Annotated in this window: 16 protein-coding genes and 1 tRNA gene; 9 read left to right on the forward strand and 8 right to left on the reverse strand. The window is 70.8% G+C overall.

From position 1 onward, the window contains the following. Nucleotides 1-34: 34 nt before the first annotated feature. The gene (locus BLT36_RS04020; protein ID WP_065963953.1) at nt 35-241 is read right to left on the reverse strand and encodes a transcription antiterminator/RNA stability regulator CspE; all 207 of its coding nucleotides are present in this window, start codon (nt 239-241) and stop codon (nt 35-37) included. Between the two features lie 303 nt (nt 242-544). Here BLT36_RS04020 and BLT36_RS04025 point away from each other — a divergent pair, with 303 nt between their 5' ends. Continuing rightward, nucleotides 545-928, forward strand: a complete 384-nt coding sequence (locus BLT36_RS04025) for an SseB family protein (RefSeq protein ID WP_092092127.1) — start codon at nt 545-547, stop codon at nt 926-928. A 74-nt stretch (nt 929-1,002) separates the two neighbouring features. On the opposite strand, the gene radA is transcribed toward BLT36_RS04025, so the two are convergent. After that, nucleotides 1,003-2,364, reverse strand: coding sequence for a DNA repair protein RadA (gene radA / locus BLT36_RS04030; protein WP_092092130.1), 1,362 nt, complete (start codon nt 2,362-2,364; stop codon nt 1,003-1,005). A 9-nt stretch (nt 2,365-2,373) separates the two neighbouring features. Further along, the gene (locus BLT36_RS04035; protein ID WP_175529476.1) at nt 2,374-3,351 is read right to left on the reverse strand and encodes an SGNH/GDSL hydrolase family protein; all 978 of its coding nucleotides are present in this window, start codon (nt 3,349-3,351) and stop codon (nt 2,374-2,376) included. Nucleotides 3,352-3,493: 142 nt separating this feature from the next. Between BLT36_RS04035 and BLT36_RS04040 the strand changes: the two genes are divergently transcribed. Continuing rightward, nucleotides 3,494-3,583: transfer RNA gene (locus BLT36_RS04040), tRNA-Ser, on the forward strand. A 680-nt stretch (nt 3,584-4,263) separates the two neighbouring features. Here BLT36_RS04040 and BLT36_RS04045 read toward each other — a convergent pair. After that, nucleotides 4,264-4,941 carry a GntR family transcriptional regulator gene (locus BLT36_RS04045; RefSeq protein WP_217638255.1) on the reverse strand — a complete coding sequence of 226 codons (678 nt, stop codon included), beginning with the start codon at nt 4,939-4,941 and terminating at the stop codon, nt 4,264-4,266. A gap of 213 nt (nt 4,942-5,154) precedes the next feature. Between BLT36_RS04045 and BLT36_RS04050 the strand changes: the two genes are divergently transcribed. The 3 genes from BLT36_RS04050 to BLT36_RS04055 all read left to right on the forward strand — a co-directional run bounded on the left by BLT36_RS04050 (nt 5,155) and on the right by BLT36_RS04055 (nt 11,980). Next, nucleotides 5,155-9,066: an SdrD B-like domain-containing protein gene (locus BLT36_RS04050; RefSeq protein ID WP_175529477.1), complete on the forward strand. Its 3,912-nt coding sequence runs from the start codon at nt 5,155-5,157 to the stop codon at nt 9,064-9,066. A 140-nt stretch (nt 9,067-9,206) separates the two neighbouring features. Continuing rightward, nucleotides 9,207-11,195 carry an Ig-like domain-containing protein gene (locus tag BLT36_RS18295; RefSeq protein WP_139166359.1) on the forward strand — a complete coding sequence of 663 codons (1,989 nt, stop codon included), beginning with the start codon at nt 9,207-9,209 and terminating at the stop codon, nt 11,193-11,195. After that, nucleotides 11,192-11,980 (forward strand): tyrosine-protein phosphatase, encoded by a 789-nt coding sequence (locus tag BLT36_RS04055; RefSeq protein WP_175529478.1) that lies wholly within the window; start codon nt 11,192-11,194, stop codon nt 11,978-11,980. Before BLT36_RS18295 ends, BLT36_RS04055 begins: the two co-directional genes overlap by 4 nt. A gap of 28 nt (nt 11,981-12,008) precedes the next feature. Here BLT36_RS04055 and BLT36_RS04060 read toward each other — a convergent pair whose 3' ends face one another. Further along, complete coding sequence (locus BLT36_RS04060; protein ID WP_092092140.1) at nt 12,009-12,800, reverse strand: alpha/beta fold hydrolase; 792 nt, start codon at nt 12,798-12,800, stop codon at nt 12,009-12,011. 74 nt (nt 12,801-12,874) lie between these two features. Here BLT36_RS04060 and BLT36_RS04065 point away from each other — a divergent pair, with 74 nt between their 5' ends. From BLT36_RS04065 to BLT36_RS04075, 3 genes are all read left to right on the forward strand, one after another. Next, nucleotides 12,875-13,987, forward strand: a complete 1,113-nt coding sequence (locus BLT36_RS04065) for a 5-methyltetrahydropteroyltriglutamate--homocysteine S-methyltransferase (RefSeq protein WP_092092142.1) — start codon at nt 12,875-12,877, stop codon at nt 13,985-13,987. Between the two features lie 106 nt (nt 13,988-14,093). After that, nucleotides 14,094-15,095, forward strand: a complete 1,002-nt coding sequence (locus BLT36_RS04070; RefSeq protein ID WP_092092144.1) for an aldo/keto reductase — start codon at nt 14,094-14,096, stop codon at nt 15,093-15,095. 43 nt (nt 15,096-15,138) lie between these two features. Next, the gene (locus tag BLT36_RS04075; RefSeq protein WP_092092146.1) at nt 15,139-15,498 is read left to right on the forward strand and encodes a UBP-type zinc finger domain-containing protein; all 360 of its coding nucleotides are present in this window, start codon (nt 15,139-15,141) and stop codon (nt 15,496-15,498) included. An 80-nt stretch (nt 15,499-15,578) separates the two neighbouring features. Here the strand turns inward: BLT36_RS04075 and msrA are convergent, their stop codons facing one another. Together msrA and BLT36_RS04085 are read right to left on the reverse strand one after the other, a co-directional pair. Then, the gene (msrA, locus tag BLT36_RS04080) at nt 15,579-16,100 is read right to left on the reverse strand and encodes a peptide-methionine (S)-S-oxide reductase MsrA (protein ID WP_092092148.1); all 522 of its coding nucleotides are present in this window, start codon (nt 16,098-16,100) and stop codon (nt 15,579-15,581) included. A 130-nt stretch (nt 16,101-16,230) separates the two neighbouring features. Then, nucleotides 16,231-17,052, reverse strand: a complete 822-nt coding sequence (locus BLT36_RS04085; protein ID WP_092092150.1) for an aldo/keto reductase — start codon at nt 17,050-17,052, stop codon at nt 16,231-16,233. A 52-nt stretch (nt 17,053-17,104) separates the two neighbouring features. Between BLT36_RS04085 and BLT36_RS04090 the strand changes: the two genes are divergently transcribed. Further along, entirely contained in the window at nt 17,105-17,869 is a 765-nt protein-coding gene (locus tag BLT36_RS04090) for an OBAP family protein (RefSeq protein ID WP_254787316.1), read from the forward strand. Nucleotides 17,870-17,976: 107 nt separating this feature from the next. Here BLT36_RS04090 and BLT36_RS04095 read toward each other — a convergent pair whose 3' ends face one another. Next, entirely contained in the window at nt 17,977-21,060 is a 3,084-nt protein-coding gene (locus BLT36_RS04095) for an alpha-mannosidase (protein WP_092092152.1), read from the reverse strand. Nucleotides 21,061-21,095 lie beyond the last annotated feature (35 nt).

The raw sequence follows: 21,095 nt of genomic DNA on the forward strand, positions 1-21,095 counted from the left end.
AGAGGACGACGGGGCCGTTCGAAGCTGAGGGTGATCAGCCGATGACGGTGATGTTCTCCGCCTGCGGGCCCTTGCGGCCCTCGGTGATCTCGAACTCCACCTTCTGGTTCTCCTCGAGCGACTTGTAGCCGTTGCCACCGATCGCGGAGAAGTGGGCGAAGACGTCAGCGCTGCCGTCGTCCGGCGCAATGAAGCCGAAGCCCTTTTCGTTGTTGAACCACTTGACGGTTCCAGTTGCCATGATGGCGTTCCTTACTTTCTTGCCAGGCGAGATTTTCGCTGCCTGTCTTGCGAAGCGGTACTTGCTACCGCCGATCCAGCGACCGATTGTCGTCGGATCGATGCGCCCCGCGGGCATTGGGCCGGCGGAACGGGTTCGGGGCCAGGCGGCCGGGGAAGGCCAGTGACCGATGGCGCTCGAGGTGCAGGGCACCGGAAGAACGATGGACTCCCGCCGAAGCGGTTGCTACCAACCTACAGGGTCATGGCCACAAGGGAAGAGCCGAAGTCGCCGAACTGCCATGAATCTGGTGAACTTGGGGTGATGGCAGACAAGGAACAGCGCTTCCGGAGCGAACAGCTCGAGGAAGCCCTCGCGAAGCAGGACGTCGCGGCGGTGGCGTACGCGCTCCGCAACGACATCGTGATCGTCCCCCGGCTCGTGACCGGCAAGAAGGACATGCAGGTCCGGGTGTTCGGCCGCGAAGGCTCGGACAAGCGCATCCTGCTGCTGTTCTCGTCGGCGGACGCCTACACGGCGATGGTGCCCGACGAGAAGATCCGGCAGGTCATGGTCTACGACGGCGCTCGGCTCGAGGAGTTCCTGGCGGCGCACCTGGACTCGCTCGAGGGTGTGTTCTTCGACATCGCCGGACCGAACACGATGCAGTCCACCCCCGCTGACCTGCTCGCCGCACTCCGCGCCTGATCCGTTCGACGCAACTGGGCTCGCTCGGCGTGTCCGCCGTGGTCCACCCGTGTGCGCACGGTCAGTCTGAGCGGTCAGAAGGCCCGGTCGAGCTCGCGCTCGCGTTCACTGCTGGCCAGGGAGAACGCCACCCGCAGGGCTTCCCGCAGGTGCTGCGAATCGGACCCGAGCACGGTGGTGAACCCGAGCCGGGCTGCCTCGCTCGCGCGCTGCTTCGTGCCGGTCGTCGGGCGGATCTCACCGGCGAGGCTGATCTCGCCCACCGCCGCGAGCGTGTGCGGGTACGGCCGGTCTCGCGCGGCACTGGCCAGTGCGAGCGCGATCGCGAGGTCCGCGCCCGGCTCGGTCAGCTTCATGCCGCCGACGGTCGAGACGTAGACGTCAGCGTCCGACAGCTTCAGCCCGGCGCGACGTTCGAGGACGGCGAGGAGCATCGCCACGCGTGACGCGTCGACACCGTTCACCACCCGCCGAGGCTGTGGTGCGGAACTCGGGACGACGAGTGCCTGGACCTCGACCGGGAGTGCACGGCGGCCCTCGAGCGCGACGGTGACGCAGGTCCCCGACACCGGAGCACCGTTCTTCGACATGAACAGCCCGCTCGGGTCGGGTACCTCGTGGATGCCGTCACCGGCCATGTCGAAGCAACCGACCTCGTCCGTCGGGCCGAAGCGGTTCTTGAGTGCACGAACGAAGCGGAGCGCCGTCTGGCGGTCACCCTCGAAGTGGCAGACCACGTCGACGAGGTGTTCGAGCAGCCGAGGGCCGGCGATCGTGCCGTCCTTCGTGACGTGCCCGACGATGAGAACGGGCAGCGCGCGGTCCTTCGCGACCCGGATCAGCGTGGAGGCGACCTCGCGCACCTGGGACGTGCCACCCGCGATGCCGTCGATCGAACTCGACGAGATCGTCTGCACGGAGTCGGCGATGAGGAGATCCGGCTGCACCTGGTCGATCTGGCCGAGGATGACGCCGAGGTCGACCTCGCTCGCCAGGTAGAGGTCGTCGTGCATCGCCCCGGTGCGCTCGGCGCGGAGGCGGACCTGGTCGACCGACTCCTCAGCGCTGACGTAGAGGACCCGCTTCCCCATCGCCGCGGCCCGCGAAGCGACCTCGAGCAGGAGGGTGGACTTGCCGACGCCCGGTTCGCCGGAGAGCAGGACCGCGGCCCCCGGGACCACTCCGCCGCCGAGGACACGGTCGAACTCGCCGATGCCCGTCTGCCAGCGCTGGACGGCGGTGCCGCGGGACTCGGTGATCGGACGTGCGATGCGGGTGCCGGCGACGGCCACGGCTGCGGTGCCACGGCTGCTCGCGCTGGCCGCCGAGGAGTCCTCGACCGTGCCCCACGCCTGGCACTCGCCACAGCGGCCGACCCACTTGACGGAGGTCCATCCGCACTCGGTGCAGCGGTAGAGGGACTGTGGGCGCGCCATGTCGTCAGGCTAGGCGCTACGGCCGACATCACCGGACTGCTCGTCCGGGTCGTCGGGGCTTGCCTGCGGCAGGGGCACCGAACCGGTCATCCGCTGCCGGAGGCGGTCGATCCGACCGGGTCGTTCGGCGTGGTCGAGTGCTTCTGCGCCCTCGACGTCCTGCTCCGCACGGGCGGCGGCGACGGCGCCGGCCCCGGCCCCGAGGTCCTCCGCCTCACGCTTGGAGAGGTAGTGCCGGATCGCCGCGACGGTGTCGACGCGGGCATCGACCGCGGGCTCGAACGCGCTCGCCCAGATCTCGTACCCGCGGTCGTTCGGGTGGAACAGGTCGCCGTAGCTGTTGAAGAACGTCCGGCGCAGGCCGACCCGCTTCGTGATGGTGTGCAGCGGCGCCACGGTCAAGCCCAACTCGTCGGCGACCCGGTGCACGATCTCGTTCGCCACGGCGACCTTCCGTTCCCGGTCGGGCACGAACATGCACGGCAGCTCGGCGACGATGGCGTGCGAGGGCACCGCGGCGTAGATCTCGCGGATGTTGCGCTCGAACTTGTCCGGGTGGAAGTCCGCGATGTCGTTCGCCCCGATCGACACCGTGCAGATGTCCGGCGTGTAGTTGCGGAGCTTCGGGAGCTGGTCCTTCCGTGCGCCCCACGTCGTCGACCCGGAGACGCTCAGGTTCACCACCCGCACCGACGTCCGAGAGCGGTGCCGGATCCGACGGGCGAGCAGCCCGACGTACCCGCGGTGCGGTTCGGTGGCACCGACGCCCTGCGCGGCCGAGTCGCCGATCGCCAGGTAGGTGAGCTGCCCCTCGTGCTGCAGGCGCTCCCGCCACCAATCTGCGTGCACCGGCAGCATGTCGACGACCCGACGTGCGGCGGCGCGCTGGCCCCGGACGCCCGCGCGCGCGCCGATGGCCGCGCCGCCGAGGACGGTGAGTCCGCCGACGACGGACGACAGCAGTGCGATGAGGGTGCGCGATCTCATGGGGTGGACGTTACGCGGCCATCTCAGGAGCGAGGTCATGCGCGGCTGAGCCGTGGATGGGGGTTCCGATCCAGCCACCTGTGGAGGAAGAGCGGGCGCGCGGTGGTGCGTCCCGCCTCCCGGATCGTGTAAACTCTTTCCCGGTACCGTGTCCGAGCGGCCGAAGGATCATGTCTCGAAAACATGTGTGGGGGCAACTCCACCGTGGGTTCAAATCCCACCGGTACCGCCAACGGGTCATTTGCAGGTCTGGTCTCCAGCGTTTGCAGGTCTGGCCCAACAGAAACGCCCCCGGCTTCGGCCGGGGGCGTTTCTGGTTCTCGGAGGCTGCTGTGGGCCGCGTCTCGGCGCTTGCCGCAGGATTTGCGTACGCGTGGGCTCGACTCGACGCCTCTTCGGCCCGTTTTCGGCCGCGCCGAAACACCCCGGACGCTCAGCCGCTTTTGACGCCCCCTTGGCAGTGCTCAGCGAGTCCGCTACCAGCCCGCAGACGACGAAGGCCTACTCGAGCCGCGCCACCTCCGGTACGACCCGCGTCCCGTCGACGTCCCGCCGGCGGACTACTGGCTGGCATCCACGTCGGACAGCAGCCGGATGTCAAGAGACACGATGAGGAGCCCCGTGCGAACCCCCGGGGCTCCTCTTGCTCATGTCCTGGTCAGAATCCGCCGTTGAGGTTTCCGCTTGAGCGAAGGTTCGTCATCTGCGTGCTCGAGGCGATTCCTTGCACGACGTACGGGTCGAGGACTGCACCGGCGAAGAGGTCTCCAGTTTCGTCGCCGTGCCCCTCAATACGGCCGTTGAGTTCGATTCCCACCGGTGCCGCCAGGCCAATAACACGATGACGAGCCCCCGGCGAGCGCCTGGGGCTCTTCATCGTCCCCGGCTCGATCGCGGTCCCGGACCACCGGCTCAGTCCACCAGGTGGATCGCCTTCACCGCACGCTCCGCCCCGACCGCGTCGTCCGACTCGACGGCTGCTCCGAGCCGCGGGAACCACTCGATCAAGTGGGATGCCGGGACGAGCGATCCGAGGTCGTCGACGCGGAGCTTGTACGCCAGGCCGTGCATCGATTGCGTGCACATCTCCACCACCATCCTGTTCGGGCAGATGTCCAACCATGCCTGGTAGCCGCCTGACGCCGTGAGGACGACCGATGGCGATCCGCCGCTCCGGAGCCGGACGACCTCGGCCGCGAGCCGTTGTGAGGTCGTGTGTTTCTGGTCCGCCGTCATCACCGGGACGCTGAGGCGCACGACCCCTCCGAACAAACAGCCGAGCGTAGCGAGGGCGTCGAGCACCTCCGCCGGCCTCGGCGTCACGACGCGGACACTCCTGTTCGGGACGATCTCCAGCAGGCCGTCGCTCGCGAGTCGTGCGCAGGCGCCCCGGACCGTTGCGCGGGAGACGCCGAGCCAGGGGGCCAGTTCATCGTCGTGGAGCCGTTCGCCGGGGCCGAGCGTGCCGTCGAGGATCGCCGTCCGGAGCTGATTCGCGACTTGGACGTTCAACAGTCTCGGGGGCATGGGCAGTTGCGTCGTCGGTACTGGCATACGTGCATGTAATCGGACACACGGTCGGATGCGCACCTGGCGCGCCCTGATCCTAAGATGCCGATCACCAGACCGGCGATGTGCACTCGACAAAAATGTCAGCACGTCATATGCTCAGACGTGCATCACCAATCTCGGTTCATCGACAGCTCGATGACCGCCCGCGGACGCCGACACCCGCGACCCACTCATCTCGTGTCCGCACCCAAGAAGGGCCTCTCCGTGAGAACCCCCACGATCCTGCGCCGCGTGCGACTCGCAGTCGTCGCCGTCCTCGCCGTTTCCGCCGTCACCGGCGCCACGGTCACGCTCGGTTCGACCGCCGCCGTCGCCGCGAGCCCGCGGATGAGCGTCGACATCGCTGCGACGACCACCACGGTCGACTCCGGCGGAACACTTGTCTACCGAGTCACCTACCAGTGCTCGAACGTCACCAGCGAGCCGTGCACCGCCCCCGTGCTCACCCTGCCGACGCCGGTGGGCACCTCCGCATCCGGCGAGACCACGACCGCTGCCGGTCCCGGTGTCGTCCGGGGGAACGGGGACATCACCTCGTCCACGGGCACGCCGCTCGAGGTCCGGATGCGGGACCTGGTCCCCGGCACATCCGGGGAGTTCACGGTCGCCTGGACGATCCCCAACGGTGTCACCCTGCCGGGTACCGCCTTCCCCGCCACGGTCGACGTCGCCTACACGGACCCGAACGCACCCGGCGTCCCGTCGACGACCTCCGCGACGACGCCGGTGCCGGTCGTCGCTCGTGCGGTCAGTGCCCTGACCGGCTCGAAGACGATGGTCTCTCCTGCCGGGGCAGACCAGGTCCAGCCCGACCAGGACACCACCTACTCCGTGTACGCGTGCAACCCGAGTCTCTCCGGCCTCGGAGGACTCGACTACCGGGGGCTCGTCCTCGTCGATCAGCTGCCCGACGGGACGGACTTCGTCTCGGCGACCGGCGGCGGCACGTACGACCCTTCCGCTCAGACGGTCACCTGGACGGTACCCGACACCACCGCGAACAACGACTGCTCGTCGCCGGCGAGCCGCTACGAGGTGACCGTCCGGTACCCGGCGGACACGTTCGTCCCGGCGCCCGCTGACCCGCAGGCCACGAACGCCTTCAAGAACACCCTGCGCGTCACCGCGACCGGGCTCGACGGTGCGCCGCTGCAGGCGACGGCTGCGGTCGACCACAGCTTCATCGGCCCGCCGCTCACCCCGGGCGGCGGTGGCAACATTGGCGTCGGGGTGTCGAAGACCGTGAACGGTCCCCGGATCGAGTCCAGCGACACCACCACGACCTACTGGTGGGGCCTCAAGGCCGGCTGGCAGTTCTTCGACGACCCCACCCGGGACGCCACGCGAGCCTCCGTCCTCGTCGACCGGATGCCGTGCGTCACCGATGACGGCGTCAGTTCGCCGGCGATCTCCGGAGACGACCCGCTCGACGACGCGTTCCCGGGCACCATGGGTGTCCCGTCCGACCAGTGCCACACTCCGGGGTTCTCGACCGACCGTGTCCGCTTCACCACCGAGGGCAACGCCGCCCAGGTCGAGCAGGTCGAGGTCGCGACCTGGAACGGCAGCACGAGCGCCATCCGCACGTGGACCCGCTCGGCGTCGACCGCCGCCGCGCCGTTCAGCCTGTACATCCACGGCTCGGCCGCCGCCGCGGGCGACGAGACGCTCGACCTGCCCGCGGACGAGATCGTGACCGACCTCCGGGTCGTGAGCAGCGACCTCCGCAACCAGCGTGACTCCTGGGTCGACGTCTTCGGGCACAACACCGCCGCCTACGCGACGAGCGGCTTCAACGCCCTGAGCAACAGCTACCGACTCGGCCTCGGTGCGGCGGTCGCCCCCGCGGGCACGGAGCCGGCGGCGGGCGTGGGGAGCTACTGGGCCCGTTCCGCGCAGAAGACCACCTACGTCCCGATGGTCGACCCGCAGGTCACGAAGGCGGCCACCACGTCCTCGAGCGACCTCCGTCTCGGCGACACCGTGACGTGGAAGGTGGCAGTCGCCAACGGTCCGGCCAGCACGGTGCCGATGCACCCGATGCTCGTCGATGTCCTCCCCGACGGGTTGACGCTCGACCCGGAGTCGATCTCCTGGAGCGGCCTCGGCGCGCTCAGCGAACCGAAGCTGACCCGCGGAACCGTCGAGATCGGCGGCGTCGAGCGCACGAAGCTCACGTGGACCTGGCCGACCGACGAGACGATCGACTGGGGCGGAAACGGACTGACCCCGACCGTCACGTTCGACACCACGGTCAACCTCCGCGCCCAGGCGGGTTCGCACACCGGCGATGACTCGCAACTCGCGATCGCCGTCGACCCGACGTTCGCAACCGTCGCAGACGGTACGAACCAACCGCGTGACCGGTTCGACGTGGACGGCGACGGCGACACGAGCGAAGTCGTGGGCCAGGCGACAGCGGGTTGGTCGGTGCTGCCGACCTCCGGCGCCTCGGTCGAGAAGCTCGTCAAGGGTGCCGGGGACGCCGAATGGACGAAGAGCGGCCTGACGGGTGCGACCTTCGACGGATCCGATTCGTCGGTCGACTACCGGCTGGCGGTCGCGAACACCCAGAACGCTCCGCTCCGTGACCTGGTCGTGTACGACGTCCTGCCCCACGTCGGGGACACCGCGATCAGCAAGGCCCTCGCGGGCGTCGAGCGCGGCTCCGCCTGGAGCGTCGCCTTCGAGAAGATGCTGACGATCCCCGCGGGTGCCGAGGTGCAGTACTCGACCTCCGAGACGCCGTGCCGGCCCGAGCTCTTCGGTGCCCCTGCCGGAGCGCAGGAACCCGACGGATGTGACGACGACTGGTCGACCACGCCGCTGGCGGATGCATCTGAGGTGAAGGCACTCCGAATCCACTTCGACACGCTCGCCGCCGGATCGACCGCGAACGTCGAGTTCCGGACCAACGCGCCGGTCCTGCAGTCGGAGCGCGACATCGCCTACTCGGACCCGACGGCCACCGCGAACAACAACGTGGCGTGGCAGACCGAGCGGGTGAACGCCGACTCCACTGTCGACACACTCCCGCCGGCGGAGGCTCCGCTCGTCACCGTCCGACGGGCCGCCGGCAGCATCGGTGACCGGGTGTGGTTCGACACGAACGACAACGGTCTGCAGGACGAGGGCGAGTCCGGGGTGGCCGGCATCGTGCTCGAGCTCCGCGACGCGAACGGCAAGGCGGTGCTCGACGGCTCCGGCGAGCCGATCCGGACGGAGACTGACGCGGACGGCGACTACCGGTTCATCGTGCCGCTCGGCACGTGGAGTGTCGCGGTCGTCGACCTCCCTGCCCGGTACGACCTCACCGTGCCCAGGGCTGGCAACGACGACGCGGCGGACTCCGACGCCGCCGCCGTCGGCGTCGCCACCCACACCGTCACGGTGACCGACCCCGTCCTGAACGGCGCGGGTGCGAACCGGAACGACGACCTGGACGTCGGGCTCGTCGGCAACGGCGTGGTGACCATCACGAAGGACGACGGGCAGACCACGGTCGCCCCGGGCGGGGAGACGACGTACGCGATCGGCGTCAGCAACGACACGGAGAACCCGGTCCGGAACGTCATCGTGTCAGACACCCTCCCGGAGGAGCTGCAGTTCGTCTCGGCCGACAACGGTGGGGAGTACGACGACAGCACTCGCACCGTCCGGTGGGAGATCGGCACGGTGGCCCCGGGGTCGTCGACCACCGTCCAGGTGACGGCGAAGGTCGGTGACAGCCTCGACGCGGGCTCGCGCATCACCAACACGGCGAGGCTCGAGGGAGCCTGCACCGCGGACTGCTCGGCGAGCGACACGGACGTCGTCGAGACCCCCGGACAGGACGGTGGAACCACTCTGCCGCCGACGGGCACGCCGATCACCGACCCGTCGGACCCGTCGGACCCGTCGGACCAGGCGGGCCAGTCCGATCCGACCGGCAGTCAGGGCGACGCTGCGGCCCAGGGTGACGCCCGCGAGCGCGCCGACCGTGCCGGCGGCCCCGGAGTCCTCGCCTTCACCGGCGCCTCCGGTCTGGCGGCCCTCGGCTCGGTCACCCTCTTGCTGATCCTCGCCGGAGCGTGGCTCCTCGTCATCCGCCGCCGGACGGGGGGGTTCGGGGCAACGCTGATGCCGGGTCGGTTGCAGTGGTGACACCCGGCTGACCAAGAGAGCCCTCTGCCTGCGGGTGGGGGGCTCTCCTGCTTCCAACTCATCACACTTGTGATATTTATCTCGACAATAATGTCAGAAGGTCATATGCTCAGTACGAGCCCACAAGTGATCGGATGGACATGCGCGTAGGAACCACGACAACCCGGATCAGCGGAGCCTCCTTCGGAGCCGCCCTGGTCGCCGCTTCGATCGTGCTGGTCGCCCCCGCCACCGCTTGGGCGTCCGACGACGACCTCCTGACGACCGCCGAGACCGCCGAGACCGCGGACGTCACGGCGAGCACGGAGAAGACCGCGAGCACACAGACGGAGCAGGCCGAACCCGCCGAGCAGGCCGGACCCGCCGAGCAAGCCGATGCGACGGACGCCGCCGCTGAGGTCCCCGCTGCCGACCCCGCTGGCGCACCCGCCGCCCAGCCGACGTCGGTACCAGCCGCGACGTCCACGCCGACCCCGTCCGCTGCTGCACCGCGGGCCGCGGTGACCGCGACCTCGAGCAACGTCAGCATCACCGGCAGCTCGGGTCTGACGGTGCGACCCGGCCTCAGCTCGACCGACACCCTCATCGTCTCGCTCAAGGTCGTCGGCGGCGCCTCGCTGCCCGCCAACGCGGCGAGCATGACCTTCAGTTTCACCGGTCCGGCGCGCAGCATCCCCGGCAAGGTGCCCTACGCGGTGAACTACAGCGGCACCGCTGGCCTCGGCGGCTGCACCGGCGCAGGCACCCAGACGCTGACCTGTTCCAACGGCACCCCGTGGGCGATGGGCACGAACAACGCCAACCAGTACAACAACATCCGGGTGCCGTACGTCATCGACGCGAGCGCGCTGCCCGGCGACGTCGTGACGGTGACCTCGACCGTGGCCCTGAAGAACGGGAACACGAACACGAACCCGGTCACCTCCGTGAAGGCGACCGGCTCGATCCCGCTGACCCCGGCGACCATCACGACCTCCGGTACGGTCGGCCGCACCCCCACCATCGTCGGCGCCGGCGTGCCCGGGGGAACGGTCGACGTGTCCCTCGCGGGACGTCCCGCGGGTACGGTCACGGTCGGTGCCGACGGGTCGTGGAGCCTCCAGGTCACCGACCCGCTGGGCAACGGCGCGACCACCGTCACGGCGGTGCAGCACCGGAACGGCTTCACCGCGGCCGCGACGAACGCCACGGTGGACGTCGACGCGGCGGCTCCCGCAGCGCCCACGATCGACGCCCCGGGCACATGGGAGGACGGCACCGGCACCCTGACCGGCACCGCAGAGCCCGGATCGACCGTCATCGTGCGCACGAGCGACGGCGCCGACCTCGGCACCGTCACTGCAGACGCCACCACCGGCGTGTGGACGCTCCCGGTGTCCGCAGCGCTGCCCGTCGGGTCGACCGCCGTCACCGCGACGGCGACCGACCAGCACGGCAACGTCAGTGACCCGGCGAACGCGCAGGTCACCGTGCCGGACCGCGTCGCACCGGACGCTCCGACCATCGACGACCCGGGCACCTGGACCACCGGTACCGGAACGCTGACCGGGACGGCCGAGGCCGGCGCCACGGTCGAGGTCCGCGACGCCGACGGTGCGCTCCTCGGCACCGTCGTGGCCGGCACCGACGGGACGTGGTCCCTGCCGATCGCCTCGCCGCTCCCCTTCGGGGCCACCGACGTCACGGCGGTCGCGGTGGATGCTGCCGGGAACACCAGTGACTCCGCCACCGCGACGGTCACCGTTCCCGCGGCGGTCGTCGACCCGGAACAGCCGAAGCCGGAGACCCCGGAGACCCCGGAGACGCCGGGGACGCCGGAGACCCCGGGGACGCCGGAGACCCCGGTCCTGCCCGTCGGACCCGGCCCGGCGCCCGCGCCGCTCCCCTCAGTCGTGCAGGACGACGCCGCGGTGCCGTCCCGGTACACAACGGCGATCATCCCCGATGCCGTCACCCCGGCGTCGGAATCCGTCCTCGTCGGTGGCGCCGCGGCAGCCTCGGACACCCGCACCACCCCGACAGCGCTCGCCTACACGGGTGTGAGCAACACGTGGACGATCGCGGCGCTCGCCGGTGCGATGCTTCTGCTCGGCTGCCTGCTGCGCCGCCGCCGCGGCGAGGAGCGTTGACGCAGCGCAGTGCCGGCCCGGCGGTGGACCCGGTCACCGAGCAGGTGACCGGGTCCGCCGCCTGGCTCGTCAACTTCCGGCCCGTCGTCGGGACCACCCCCGACGGCGGGATCCTCCCCGGTCTGCTCTACCGCTCCGCCTCGCTCGAGGCGATCGGCGATCCGGGCCGCCTCGTCCTGCACGACCTCGGGATCCGCACTGTGCTGGACCTGCGGACGACTGCGGAGTCCGACTTCCGCCCGAGCGACGTCGCGGGACTCGGCATCGCGGAGGTCCGGGTCCCGCTCGTCGCGGACATGCACGACACCGTCCGGCGGGTGGCCGAGGACGACGTCGGCCCGGAGGTCGCGCTCGAACGGGCGTACACCGACCTACTGGAGAACGGGACGAGCGCGGTGGCGGCGGCACTCCACGCGATGGCCGAGGCTCCGCTGCCGACCGTCGTCGTGTGCGCGGCGGGGAAGGACCGGACGGGCATCCTCGTCGCCCTGCTGCAGCTCACGCTCGGCGTCGGCATGGACGAGGTGGTCGCGGGCTACGCGGTGAGTGAGTCGATGCTCGAGGAGGACTGGCTCGACGCGGTCGTGGAGCGGTTCGCCTCGATCGACATGGCGCTGCCGCCCGCGGCGGCACGGCTCCTCTGCGCCGCTCCGCCAACGGTCCTGCGCGAGGTGATCGCACACCTGGTCGAGCGGCACGGCAGCATCGGCGCGTACCTCGAGTCCATCGGCGTCGGCGCGGACACTCGTTCCCGCCTGCGGGAACGGTTCGTCGGCCACCGCTGACGAGGGCCAGAGCACGCGGCACCCGTCCTCACACCCCGACCCGGTCCAGCCAGTCGCCGTCCAGCGCTGCGACGAGCTCCGGCCGCTCGTGGGGCAGTGCATGGCCGGTGTCCGCCACGGTGACGACGGTCGCGTGCGGGTACTGGTCACCCAGGCGCTCCTGCCGCTGCCAACCGACCCAGCTGTCGTCCCGACCGGACACCACGAGCACCGGTGCGTCGATCGTCACGTCATCCGGATCGACGGCGTGCGGTCCGGTGGCGATCGCGCGCTCGAGGGTCTCGACGTCGACGTCGCCTCCGGCCGGCAGGACCACGGTCCGGAACCGCTCGAGTGTCGCGGCCGTCCGGACGACGAAGTAGGCCTCGTACCCCGCCCGCTGGTCGTCGTCGAGCTGCGCTGCGACGCCGTCGTCGCGGACCACCCCGGAAGGAGCCGGGCGGAGCTCCCCCGGAACGACGGTGCAGACGAGCGCCATCCCGGCGACCCGGTCCGGGTGCCTCGCCGCGACGGCCCGGGCGACGTGCCCGCCGTAGGAGTGCCCGAGGAGCAGGAACGGTCTGCCGCCGCACTCGGCGTCGATCAGCCGGTCTACCGCGTCGAGCACGTCGTCCGGCCTCCGGAACCCGCTCGACGGTCGGGAGTCCCCGTGTCCGGGCAGGTCGACGTACAGCCGACGGACCGCGCGGGCGCCGACCATCGGCTCGAGGAACGCGTGCACCTCGCCGCGTGACGCGTAGGCGCCGTGGAGCGCGAGCAGGGGGACGCCGCTGCCCGCGGCCTCGAACGCGAGGGATGCATTGCCGCCACGACTCGTCATGCCCGTCACGATCCTCCCCGGTGTGCAGCCGGTGCCCAGCGCAACAGCTGATTCCGCCCCGGTACCATCGTCGGATGCGCCAGCACCCGCCGTTCCGCGCCGACGTCGTCGGCAGCTTCCTCCGCCCGGCCCCTGTCAAGGATGCGCGCGCCGCCTTCGCTGAGCACCGCATCGACGCCGCCGCGCTCCGCGCCGTCGAGGACGACGCGATCCGCTCGCTGATGGACGCGCAGCAGGCTGCCGGCCTCCGGCTCGCCACCGATGGCGAGGCCCGCCGCGCGTGGTGGCACCTCGACTTCTGGGGCGGCCTGACGGGCGTCGAGGTGGTCGAGCTCGACCACGGCATCGCCTTCCAGGGCGTGACGACGACCCCGAAGGGCATGCGGGTCACGGGGCCGGTGTCGTTCCCGCCGGACCACCCCTTCGTCGCGGACGCCGCGTTCGTCGTCGCCGAAGCCGCCGAGCGAGGACTCACCGCGAAGTTCACGATCCCCGCTCCGACGGTGTTCGACTTCCGGCTGGACGCCGACCAGATCCGGACGGATCACTACGCCGACCGCGACGCGATCACCGATGACCTCGTCGAGGCGTACCGAGCCGCGATCGCCGCGCTGTACGCGGCGGGCGTCCGGTACCTGCAGCTCGACGACACGGCGTGGGCGTACGCCTGCTCGGACGTCGAGATGGCGAAGGCGCGCGAGCGGGGGATCGACACGGACGGCATCGCGGAGCGCTTCTCCTCGATCATCCGCCGGGTCCTTGCTGGCCGCTCGGAGGACCTGGTCGTCACGACGCACGTGTGCCGTGGCAACTTCCGGTCGACGTGGATCGCGTCCGGTGGCTACGAGCCGGTCGCCGAGCAGCTGCTCGGCAACACCGGCTACGACGGTTTCTTCCTCGAGTACGACAGCGATCGGGCCGGTGGCTTCGAGCCACTGCGGTTCCTCCCGAAGGGCGAGCAGGTCGTCGTGCTCGGTCTCGTCACGTCGAAGACGGGGGAGCTCGAGGACCCGGCCGTGATCGAGCAGCGCATCCGCGACGCCGCCGAGGTCGCGCCGCTCGAGCAGCTCGCCCTCAGCCCGCAGTGCGGGTTCGCCTCCACGGAGGAGGGCAACGTCCTCTCCGAGGACGAGCAGTGGGCGAAGGTCCGCAGCGTCGTCGACATCGCGAGTCGCGTCTGGCAGTAGACGCTCGCCGAGACGGACTGGAGGCGCGGTGCCAGCTGGCACCGCGCCTCCAGTCCGAAACGCGGTAGCGTCGAGGCGGCCTGTCCCCGACCCGGATCGAGCAACGATGCCTGACGCCCACCGCCCCGCCGACGACCGCTACGAGCACCTGCCGTACCAGCGCGTGGGGAGGAGCGGCCTCCTGCTGCCGCGCATCTCCCTCGGGCTGTGGAACAACTTCGGTGCCGACCGTGGACTCACGACCCAGCGGGACATCGTCCTGCACGCGTTCGACCGTGGTGTCACGCACTTCGACCTCGCGAACAACTACGGTCCGCCTCCCGGCGCCGCCGAGGAGCAGTTCGGTCGCATCCTCGCGTCGGACCTCCGGCCGTACCGTGACGAGCTCGTCATCTCGACGAAGGCGGGCTACGACATGTGGCCCGGTCCGTACGGCAACTGGGGCTCGCGGAAGTACATGCTCGCGTCGCTCGACCAGTCGCTCGGCCGCATGGGACTGGACTCCGTCGACGTCTTCTACTCGCACCGTCCGGACCCGGAGACCCCGATCGAGGAGACGGTCAGCGCACTCGTGACGGCGGTGCGTTCGGGCAAGGCGCTGTACGCGGGCATCTCGAACTACGACCCCGAGCAGACCGCGGCGGCAGCGGAGGCGCTCGCCGCGGAGAACATCCACCTGCTCATCCACCAGCCGCGCTACAACATGTTCGACCGGGTGCCCGAGGACGGGCTCTTCGACGAGCTGACGCGGCTCGGTACGGGCGCGATCGTGTTCTCTCCGCTGGCCGGCGGCCTGCTGACGGACCGCTACCTCGACGGCTCCGTGCCGGTGGGCTCGCGCGCTGCGGAGGGCCGCTGGTTCGGTCCGGACCGCATCGACGACGAGTACCTGACGACGGCGCGGGCGCTGAACGACATCGCCGCAGCGCGCGGGCAGTCGCTCGCGCAGCTGGCGATCACGTGGGTGCTCCGGCAGCCGGCGGTCACCTCGGCACTGGTCGGCGCGTCGAGCGTGCGGCAGCTGGACGGCACGCTCGACGCGCTCGCCGGGGCACCGCTCACCGACGAGGAGCTCCGGGCGATCGACGCGCTCGTCCCGCGGGGCTGACCGGGCGGTTCCGGAAGCGGGCGCGGCAGGCCAGGATGGTCGCATGACGGACCAGGACGAGATGATCCACCCCGAGATCGCTCCGAGCGGGAACGGCTGCGTCGAGTGCGACGCGACCGGCTCGTGGTGGGTGCACCTGCGCCGGTGTGCCGCGTGCGGCCACGTCGGCTGCTGCGACGACTCCCTGAACACCCACGCGACCCGGCACTGGGAGGCGACGGGTCACGCCGTCATCCAGAGCTTCGAACCGGGTGAGACGTGGGCGTGGGACTACCGCGACGACAGCCGGTCCGAGGGGCTCGAGCTCGCGGCACCGACGAGCCACCCGGTGGACCAGGCAGTCCCCGGGCCGGCCGACCGGCTGCCGGCGGACTGGCTGGAGCTGCTCGGCGGCTCGCGCTGACGGGCGTCCGGTGAACGACTGAACGGCGAACGGCTCGCGCCGGTCCTGGTGGATCAGCGCGAGCCGTTCGGTGCGTCGGGTCAGACCGACGCGGTGGCCTCGTCGCGGTGCGGGAGCTTCCAGCCCGGACGCACGAAGTGGCAGGTGTACCCGGCCGGGTACTTCTCGAGGTAGTCCTGGTGCTCCTCCTCGGCCTCCCAGAACGGGCCGGCGGCGGTCACCTCGGTGACGACCTTGCCCGGCCAGATGCCCGACGCGTCGACGTCCGCGATGGTGTCGAGCGCGACCTGGCGCTGCTCGTCGGAGGTGAAGAAGATCGCCGAGCGGTAGCTGCGTCCGACGTCGTTGCCCTGCCGGTCCTTGGTGGACGGGTCGTGGATCTGGAAGAAGAACTCGAGCAGGTCGCGGTACGAGATCACGGAGGGGTCGAAGACGATCTCGACCGACTCGGCGTGGTCGCCGTGGTTCCGGTAGGTGGCGTTGGGGACGTCGCCGCCCGAGTAGCCGACGCGCGTGCTGATCACACCGGGACGGCGGCGGAGGAGCTGCTGCGCTCCCCAGAAGCACCCTCCGGCGAGGATGGCGGTTTCGGTGGTGGTCATGGTGGCCTCCTGGGCTCGTCGTGTCGCTGGCTGCGGCACCGTGTGGTGCAACCGGCGAGGGGCCGGTCCTGTTCCCGACGTGGTGTCGGACTGGAGGCGCGGGGCGGGCTGGCACCGCGCCTCCGGGCCGTCAGTCGGTGGTGTCCTCGAGCGCGTCCAGCGCGGCCACGTCGTCGGCCGACAGGACGAAGTCCACGTCGGCGTTCTCGGCGATGCGCGAGGGCGTCGTCGACTTCGGCAGCGGCAGGACGTCCTTCTCGAGGAGGTAGCGGATCGCGACCTGGGCGACGCTCTTGTCGTACTTCGCCGCGATGTCGCGGATCTCGGCGTTCTCGAGCAGACCGCCGGTGGCGAGCGGCGAGTACCCCTCGGTGAGGATGTCGTGCTCGCGGTCGAACGCGGTCGTCTCGTCCTGGGTGTTGCCGATGAACCAGCGGATCTGGTTCGCGTGCGGGACGACGTCGGTGCGGCCGAGGAGGTCCTCGAGGTCGGCGACGGCGAAGTTCGAGACGCCGATCGACCGGGTCTTGCCGGCGTCGTAGAGCTCCTCGAAGACCTTCCAGACCTCGACGTTGCCGTCGCGGTGGTCGCTGCCGATGTCGCCCCAGGGCCACGGCGCGTGGATGAGGTACAGGTCGACCACGCCGAGGTCGAGGTTGCTGCTCGAGGTCGCGAAGGCCTCGCGGGCGCCGGCGGCGGTCTTGACCTCGGCGGGCAGCTTCGTGGTGATGAACACCTCGTCGCGGGGGATGCCGCTGTCACGGACGGCTTCGCCGACGCTGGCCTCGTTGCCGTAGGCGAGCGCGGTGTCGATGTGCCGGTAGCCGAGGTCGAGGGCGGTCTTCGTGGCGTCGTAGGCGTCGCTGCCGGACGGGATCTGCCAGGTGCCGAAGCCGATCTTCGGGATGTGCAGGCCGTTGGACAGGGTGAACGTGTCGATGAGAGCGGGCATGCACCGGACAGTACGCCGCGACTGCGCGCCGTTCCAGGGGACGCGGGGCAGCATGGCGCGCACCGACCGACGGAAGGACGCCGCCATGCCGCTCAACCCGACCGTGCACGACCGCCGGGCCGGGGTCACCCCGCCCGGGGAGGCGGGCGGGTTCCGCCTCGCGCTCCTCGACCGTGGTGCCGACGTGCTCCAGCCAGCCGCACCGCTCCGCGGGTTCGACGTCTACGTCGTCGGCTTCCACTGCGTGAAGGGCGAGCCCGCGGCGCAGATGGAGGCGCACCACTACTGCAAGGTGGTGAACGCCGAGGTGCTGCAGTGCGTGCTCTTCGACGGGAACACCGCCGACGCGAACCTGATCGGCATCGAGTACATCGTGTCCGAGCGGCTGTACGAGTCGCTGCCCGAGGGCGAACGCGCCTCGTGGCACCCGCACAACCACGAGGTGTTCTCCGGGGAGCTCGTCGCTCCCGGGCTGCCGATCACGGTCGAGACCGAGCTGATGGGGCACCTCGTGAACTCGTACGGCAAGACCTGGCACACCTGGCACAGCACGCCGATGGGCGCCCAGCCCGCCGACGACCTGCCGCTCGGCGACCCGATGCTGATGTGGTCGTTCAACCGGGAGGGCGAGGTGGACAGCGCGTTGCAGGCGGACCGCAACGAGTCGATGGGGACGCCGCCGGAGCCGCGGAAGGAGTCGCGTGCGAAGCACCTGCCCGAGGCGCACCCGCAGCACGGGGTGGGCGCGATGCGCGGTGCGTTCACCGGGACGACGCCGACGCCGGGGGTCGTCGACGCGGACGACGGGCGACCCTGACCGGCGCGTCCGGTCCGCGTGCGCTCGCGTGGTCACGGACGGACGGGAGGCGCGGTACCAGCTGGCACCGCGCCTCCCGTCCGTCCCGCTGCCGGTCCCGGCACCCGTCAGCCGCGCGGGCGGATGCGGAGTGTCACCACCTGGAACGGGCGCAGCCCGAGCTCGACGCGGCCGTCCGCCCAGGTGAACCGTCGGGCGCTGCGCGCCGCGTCCGCGATCGGGCGCTCGCGCAGGTCGACCTGGCCGACCGACTCGGCGTCGACCCGCAGGTCGAGGACGGTGTCGGTGCGGGCGCCGAGCGCTTCGTACAGGCGGACGATGACGTCGCCGGAGCGGTCGTCGGCCAGCTTGACCGACTCGACGCGGACGCCGGGGGAGGACGACACGACCGGGGCGGTGCGCGGCTCGGAGGGTGCGCTCCCCGCTGCCACTGCACGGAGCGGCAGGTTCTCGTCGTACCCGCTCGCGACGACGTCGGCGATCGAGGCGCCCGGGTGCACGGAGTACGCGAACGTGTGGTGGCCGAGGTCCTGCGCCGGGTCGGGGGACTGCGCGCCGCGGACCAGGCTGAGCCGGACCTCGGTCTCGACCTCGCCGCCGGTGCCGACTCGCCGGGTGATGTCGTGACCGTAGGTGCCGGCGTTCGTGACGCCGATGCCGTACCCGGGCTCCTCGACGTGCACCCAGCGGTGCGCCATGACCTCGAACCGGGCGTCGTCCCACGAGGTGTTCGTGTGGGTCGGGCGACGGAGGTGCCCGAACTGGATCTCCGCGCTGTGGTGCTGCGCGTGCACGACGAACGGCAGTGAGGCCTTGAGGAGCTTCTCGCGCTCCTGCCACTCGACGTCGACCCCGAGGTGCACGCGGACGTCGTCTGCGTGGACCGCGATGGTCTGCACGAGCTCGGAGGTGCCGAAGGTGCGGTGCACGCGGACCACGGCGCGCAGGTCGTCGTCGGTGACCAGTTCCACCGAGTCCGCGGCACGGAGTTCGACGACGGAGTGCCGGTAGTGGGCGTCGATGTCCCATGCGTCCCACGCGTTCGGCAGGTCTTCGTGCAGGTGCAGCAGGTTGGCGCTGCGGTCGGCGGGGACGAGTTCCCGGTCGGCGGCCAGGTCGCGGATCGAGTCGACGAGCCCCTCCGTGTCGACGTGCACGCGCACCAGGCCGTTGTCGAGCACGGTGCCGTCGGCGTCCTGCGTGGCGGTGACGGGGTGGGTCGGGGTCACCGGGCGCAGGGCAGCGAGGGCGTGACCGGGCACCTCGACGAGCCCGAGGAGGCCGCCGTCGGCGTCGAGGACGAGCCCCCGGCGGTCGTGGTCCGCGGGGTTGGCGACGACGCCGCCCACGCCGAGGGCATCGAGCGCAGCGGTCGTCATCGCCTCGATCTCGGCGTGGTTCTGCGCGTAGGTGTCCTCGTTCTCCTCGTGCACCCACTGGATCGACGAGCCGGGCAGGATGTCGTGGAACTGCTGGAGCAGGGTCGACTGCCACAGCCGGTCGAAGGCCTCGTACGGGTACTCGGCACCCCGGAGCGCGGCGACGGTCCACCACAGCTCGGCCTCGCGCAGCAGGTGCTCCGCCTTCCGGTTGCCGCGCTTCTCGCGAGCGTGGGAGGTGAAGGTGCCGCGGTGCAGCTCGAGGTACAGCTCGCCCACCCACGTCGGGGCGTCCGGGTACTCCTCGCGAGCACGGGCGAAGAAGTCGTCGGGGTGCTCGATCTCGACGCGCGGGGAGCCCTCGAGGGACTCGACCCGGCGCTGGCGTTCGAGCATCTCGCGGATCGGTCCGCCGCCACCGTCGCCGTAGCCGAACGGCACGAGGGACGTCGTCGCGGCGCCCTTCTCGCGGAACTGCCGCACGGCGTGGTGGAGCTCTTCGCCCTCGAGCGTCGAGTTGTACGTGTCGATCGGCGGAAAGTGGGTGAAGATCCGCGAGCCGTCGATGCCCTCCCACCAGAACGTGTGGTGCGGGAACGTGTTCGTCTGGTTCCACGACAGCTTCTGCGTGAGGAACCAGTCGAGGCCGGCGAGCTTGGCGATCTGCGGGAACGCCGCCGTGTAGCCGAACGAGTCGGGCAGCCAGATGCCGTGCGTCTCGACGCCGAGCTCGTCGGCGAAGAAGCGGAGGCCCTGCGTGACCTGGCGCACCATGGCTTCGCCACCGGGCAGGTTGCCGTCCGGTTCGATCCACTGCGAGCCGACGACGATCCACTGCCCGCGGGCGATGGCGGCCTTGATCCCCTCGAAGACGGCGGGGTAGCGCTCCTGCACCCAGGCGTACTGCTGCGCGCTCGAGGCGGCGAACTTGAACTCGGGGTACTGCTCGGCGAGCGTCAGGACGTTCGAGAAGGTGCGACCGGTCTTGCGCTTCGTCTCGCGGATCGGCCAGAGCCACGCGCTGTCGATGTGCGCGTGGCCGATCCCGCTCAGGCGGTGCGCGGACGGGTTCGCCGGGCTGGCGAGGGCCCCGGCGAGTTCGGCGCGGGCGGCCGCGGCGGTGCCGACGACGTCGTCGAGCGCCAGGGTGTCCATGGCGCGCTCGAGGTCGCGGAGGACCTCGTGCCGACGCGGGTCCGTCTCGGGCAGTTCGCGCACCATCTGGAAGAGCACCTCGACGTCGAAGCGCAGAGCCCAGACCTCGGGTTCGAAGACGGCGAGCTCGGCGGTGCGGAACGTGTAGATCGGGGTCTCGGGTGCGGTCTTCTTCGAGCCGAACCTCGTGGGGACGAACTCGTTGACCAGGATGTCCGGGTTCGCTGCGGCCTCGAGGTACAGGTGCACCTGCTCGCCGCCCTCGGCCTCGTCGGCGATGCGGAGGTAGTGGTTGCGCGGGTGGATGCCCTTGACGGGAGTGCCGTCCGGCGTGTGCAGGAGCCCCTCGGCCTGGTTGCCGGGCCAGTCGCCCTGGAAGCCCGGGTCCACGAGGAGCTCGACGGTCCGCCCGGCCCACTCGGCCGGGACGGTGCCGGTGACCTCGAACCACCAGGTGGACCATGCGCGGCCCCAGGACTCGCCCACGGCGAACGGCCGGTACTCGGCCGCGAGCGCCTCGGCCGCGGGCACGGGTTCGTCCGGCACCTGCCAGGCGGCGAGGGTGACGGGCGTCCGCGCCTGGTACACGGCCGGGGTGATGCGTTCGTGCAGGACGCGCTCGATGCGCGCTTCGACGAGCTTCTGGTTCTGGTGCATGGCTGGGCTCTCTGGGAAGGGAGCGCCTCCGGGTC

The sequence above is a fragment of the Curtobacterium sp. UNCCL20 genome, from assembly GCF_900101675.1.
Taxonomy (GTDB): Bacteria; Actinomycetota; Actinomycetes; order Actinomycetales; family Microbacteriaceae; genus Curtobacterium.